4 protein-coding genes are annotated in these 4,745 nt (G+C 68.0%); all 4 read right to left on the bottom strand.

Features of this window, described 5'->3' with window-relative positions:
* Positions 1 to 112: 112 nt before the first annotated feature.
* Positions 113 to 718 carry a 3-isopropylmalate dehydratase small subunit gene (gene leuD, locus K9U40_RS22050; RefSeq protein ID WP_282892257.1) on the bottom strand — a complete coding sequence of 202 codons (606 nt, stop codon included), beginning with the start codon at positions 716 to 718 and terminating at the stop codon, positions 113 to 115.
* A gap of 133 nt (positions 719 to 851) precedes the next feature.
* Complete coding sequence (locus K9U40_RS22045; RefSeq protein WP_282892256.1) at positions 852 to 1,409, bottom strand: cytochrome b; 558 nt, start codon at positions 1,407 to 1,409, stop codon at positions 852 to 854.
* A gap of 77 nt (positions 1,410 to 1,486) precedes the next feature.
* Positions 1,487 to 1,939, bottom strand: coding sequence for a metallopeptidase family protein (locus tag K9U40_RS22040; RefSeq protein ID WP_282892255.1), 453 nt, complete (start codon positions 1,937 to 1,939; stop codon positions 1,487 to 1,489).
* Positions 1,940 to 2,502: 563 nt separating this feature from the next.
* Positions 2,503 to 4,745 (bottom strand): ligase-associated DNA damage response DEXH box helicase (locus tag K9U40_RS22035; RefSeq protein WP_282892254.1); only part of this gene is annotated, 2,243 nt, incomplete at its 5' end.

The raw sequence follows: 4,745 nt of genomic DNA, 5'->3' as shown, positions 1-4,745 counted from the left end.
GCCCCCACCCCAACCCTCCCCCGCACGCGGGAGAGGGGGCGCGGCGGCTAAGGTCCTACCAGCGCGCGCCGAATGCACCGACGGCGCGCCGGGCGGCTTTCGCCACAGCGGCTCACAGCCAGGGCTGCTCGGCGCTCTTGGCGGTCTCGTAGGCGGCGATGGCGGGGGCCTTTTCCAGGGTCAGGCCGATGTCGTCCAGCCCTTCGATCAGGCAGCGCTTGCGGAACGGGTCGATCTCGAACTTCACCACGCCGCCGTCCGGCCCGCGGATCTCCTGCGCCGGCAGGTCGATGGTGAGGGTGGCGTTGGCGCCGCGATCGGCATCGTCGAACAGCTTGTCCAGGTCCTCCTTGGAGACGACCACGGGCAGAATGCCGTTCTTGAAGCAGTTGTTGTAGAAGATGTCGGCGAACGAGGTGGAGATCACGCAGCGGATGCCGAAGTCGAGCAGCGCCCAGGGCGCATGCTCACGGGACGAGCCGCAGCCGAAATTGTCGCCGGCCACCAGGATCTTGGCATTCTTGTAGGCGCTCTGGTTGAGCACGAAGTCGGGATTGTCCGAGCCGTCGTCCTTGTACCGCATCTCCGAGAACAGGCCGGTTCCAAGGCCTGTGCGCTTGATGGTCTTCAGGTACTGCTTGGGGATGATCATGTCGGTATCGACATTGACCAGCTTCAGCGGGGCGGCGACACCCTCCAGGACGGTGAACTTCTCCATGGGACCTTGAGCCTCGGCTTGTCTTCATAGGCTTCTGCCTGAGGCCCCTCCATAACAGGCGCATCCGCCCTTGCCCAGTCAAGAAGACCGGCGCACGCAAGCCCGCGCGCCGGCCCGAAGGCGGTCCGGCCGGTCAGCGCGCGGCGCGTTCCGGAAGCATGCGCTTCAGCACGTCGTCCTTGAGCACGACATGGTGGGCCACGGCGGCGGCCGCGTGCAGGACGGCGAGGATGACGAGGCCGTTGGCCAGCCATTCGTGCACCTCGATCACCTCGCGCGCGAGGTCCCGGTTCACCGCGATGGGCGAGGGGATGGAGAACAGCGAGAAGAAGCTGACATCGCCGCCGCGCAGGAAGGCGAGGTAGATGCCGACCAGCGGGGTGGCGATCAGGAGCAAATAGAGCAGCCCGTGCACGATGTGCGAGGCGATGGCCACTGGCCGGCTGACCTCGGGCGAGGGCGGCGGGTTGCGCCCGAAGATCCGCACCGGAATGCGCGCAGCCACCAGGGCGATGACGAGGAGGCCGACCGAGATGTGGGTCCACCACAAGGTCGCGCGACCGGGCGTGCCGCGGGGAAAGAAGTCCTCAAAATAGGTGATGCCGAAGGCGACGATGATGCTCAGAACGGTGAGCCAGTGGATGGCGCGCAGCGGCGCCCCATAGCGCGAGAGTTTGGGATCGACGGGCACATGAGCCTCCTTGTTTTGATCAATTCTAAAAAGCTGCCGCCCATGGGTCCAGCGCTAATGGGCGGCCTGCCCTGCGGTCAATTGGCCCGGTCCTCGATGGCTTCCATGTCGTCGTCGGAGAGGCCGAAATGATGGCCGATCTCGTGCACCAGCACGTGGGTGACCACGTCGCCGAGGGTTTCCTCGTGCTCGGCCCAGTAATCGAGGATGGGGCGGCGATAGAGGAAGACCATGTTGGGCATCTGCCCGGTCTCGGCCACGGCTCCGGCCTGGGCGCGGCCGACGCCCTGGAACAGGCCGAGGAGGTCGAACGGCGTCTCGGCCTCCATCTCGTCCAGCACCTCGTCGGTGGGAAAGTCCTCGATGCGGATGACGAGGCCGGTGCACAGCGCGCGGAACGAGGCGGGCAGGCGGGCGAAGGCTTCGCGGGCCAGTTCCTCGAATGCGGCGGTGCCGGGCGCCTCAAGGTCATGCCAGGGACTTTTCGCTCCGCTCTTCGTCCCGGCCTCGCCCCCGCTCTTCTGCGACATGCCTGTACCTCCTTCGGCGGAATCCTTGCTGCTGCGATGCAACATCATGTGGGGCAAAGGTCAATCGTCCTGCCCCTCCAAGCGGGGCAATCGTCACGCAGCCGTGACTTTCCTGAACACTTTCTGAACGGGAGCATCAAAGGGGGTTCAGACAGGCTTGGTTAAGGAACTCTTAATCGACGTGCATCGTTAACCCTATAGACGACAAATTCGGAGAGTGGCCATGGTTCGGAAGCTTGCTGTCACCGGCGCTCTGGTGACTATCCTTGGAATTGCTGCATTTTTTGCCCCGCACGAGGCCAGTGCCGCCACCGTTGGCATGCTCGGCGGCGTGATGTTCTGATATCCGGGTTCGGCGGCGGGTGTTTTGCGCGCCGTCTGATCACGTGATTGTGATGGGAATGGAGTTCGTTCAAAGTTGCTCGTTTCCAATGTGCCACAGCTGACTTGGCGCCTTCGCAGCTGCGAAATCGGCGGCCAGACCTTTCGTCGCGACCTGTGAGGTCGTTGCGGGAGCGCCTTTGCACGCCTCGCTTCGGGACGCCTACGGTCCGGCCGGCTGATCACCCCATGGCGGCGCGAATCAGCTCTTCCTCCGCCTCGGCGAGCAGCGCGTCGCTCGCTTCGCCCCCGACGCTCTCCTGGCCGATCTCCAGCAGCACCGGCACCGCCAGCGGCGATACCCGCTCCAGCGGCATATGGACGATGCGGCCCCGGATGCGCGCCAGCATCTCGCCGAGCCGCTTCACGTCGAGCAGGCCGGTGGCGGCGTCCGCCCGCGCGGCGCGCAGCAGCAGATGGTCGCTCTCGTGCCGGCGCAGCACGTCATAGATGAGGTCGGTGGAAACGGTGACCTGCCGCGAGGTCTTCTCCTTGCCGGGAAACCGCCGCTCGATCAGCCCGGCGATCACCGCGCAAGTGCGGAACGTGCGCTTCATCAGGGCGCTTTCCGCCAGCCACGCCTCAAGGTCGTCGCCCAGCATGTCCTCGTCGAACAGGTCGGCCAGCGCCAGCCGCCCCCCGGCGATGGCGGCGCCCATGTCGCCGGCCGCATAGACGGCGAGGGCATAGTCGTTGGCGACGAAGCCCAGCGGCTTCAGCCGTGCCCGCTCCAGCCGCCGCGTCAAAAGCATGCCCAACGTCTGGTGGGCGAGGCGGCCCTCGAACGGGTAGGTGACCAGATAGTACCGCCCGCCCTGCACGAAGCTTTCCACCAGCAGGTCGTCGCGGCCGGGCAGGCGGGAGCGCAGGCGCTGCAGCTCCAGCCACTCGCGCACCTGCCCCGGCAGCGCGGCCCAGCGCTCGGGGGCGGCGAGCAGCGCCCGCACCCCCGCCGCGAGGAAGGTGGAGAGGGGGAACTTGCCGCCCGCATAGGCCGGCACCTTGGGCTCGGTGGCGGTGGTGCGCGAGACATAGACCTCGTCCTCCACCATAGTCTCGTAGCGCAGGATCTCGCCGGCGAAGACGAAGGTGTCGCCGGGCACCATGGTCTCCACGAAATATTCCTCCACCTCGCCCAGCATCCGCCCGCCGAAGCGCACCCGCCCGGTGACGCCGGTCCTGGCCGCGCCGCGCGCCGAGACCAGGCGGACTTTGAGCATGGTGGATTCCACGATGGTGCCCACGTTGAGCCGGTAGGCCTGCGCCACCATGGGGTTGGCCACCCGCCACAGGCCGTCGCGGGTGGGGCGGATCCTGGCGTAGCGCTCATAGGCACGCAGCGCGTAGCCGCCGGTGGCGACGAAATCGAGGGCGGCGTCGAAATCCGCGCGGGGCAGATGCCGGTAGGGGGCGGCCGAGCGCACTTCGTTGAAGAGCGCGTCGGCGGCGAACGGAGCGGCGCAGGCCATGCCGAGGATGTGCTGGGCCAGCACATCCAGCGCGCCGAGGCGCTCGGGCGGGGTATCCTGCGCGCCGATCTTCACCGCCTCCAGCGCCGCCCGGCATTCCAGCACCTCGAACCGGTTGGCCGGCACCAGCACGGCGCGGGACGGCTCGTCCAGCCGGTGGTTGGCGCGGCCGATGCGCTGCAGGAGGCGCGAGGAGCCCTTGGGCGCGCCCACGTTGACGACGAGGTCCACGTCGCCCCAGTCGATGCCGAGGTCGAGGGAGGAGGTGGCCACCACCGCCTTCAGCCGCCCAGCGGCCATGGCCGCCTCCACCTTGCGCCGCTGTTCCACCGCCAGCGAGCCGTGGTGGAGGGCGATGGGCAGGCTGTCGTCGTTGATGCGCCACAGCTCCTGGAAGATGAATTCCGCCTGCCGGCGCGTGTTGACGAACACGAGGCTGAGCCGGTTCGCCTTCAAGAGCGCATAGATGTCGCGCACCGCATGGAGCGCCATGTGGCTCGCCCACGGCATGGGCACGTCGGTTTCCAGCATGCGCACGTCGGGCGCGACGCCGCCTTGCGCCACCACCAGGTCGGCGAGGGGGGCGGGTTCGGGGGCGGTCTCGTCCTGCGCCACCAGATAGCGGCGCAGATCGTCGGGCTCGGCCACGGTGGCGGAGAGGCCGACGCATTGCAGCCCCGGCGCGATGGCCCGCAGCCGGGCGAGGGCCAGCGCCAGCAGGTCGCCGCGCTTGGAGGTGACGAGGGCGTGCAACTCATCCAGCACCACGCGCTTGAGGCCGCCGAACAGGTGCCCGGCGTCCTTGGAGGCGAGCAGCAGGGAGATCTGCTCGGGGGTGGTGAGGAGGATGTCGGGCGGGTCGCGCCGCTGCCGCTGGCGGCGGGAGGAGGGGGTGTCGCCGGTGCGGGTCTCGACGCGGATGGGCAGGCCCATCTCGCCGATGGGCGTCTCCAGGT

It is taken from the genome of Xanthobacter autotrophicus (assembly GCF_030015065.1).
Lineage (GTDB): Bacteria > Pseudomonadota > Alphaproteobacteria > Rhizobiales > Xanthobacteraceae > Xanthobacter > Xanthobacter autotrophicus_D.
Note: the sequence above shows the minus strand (reverse complement) of the source record. Positions and strands in the feature narration are given on the sequence as shown.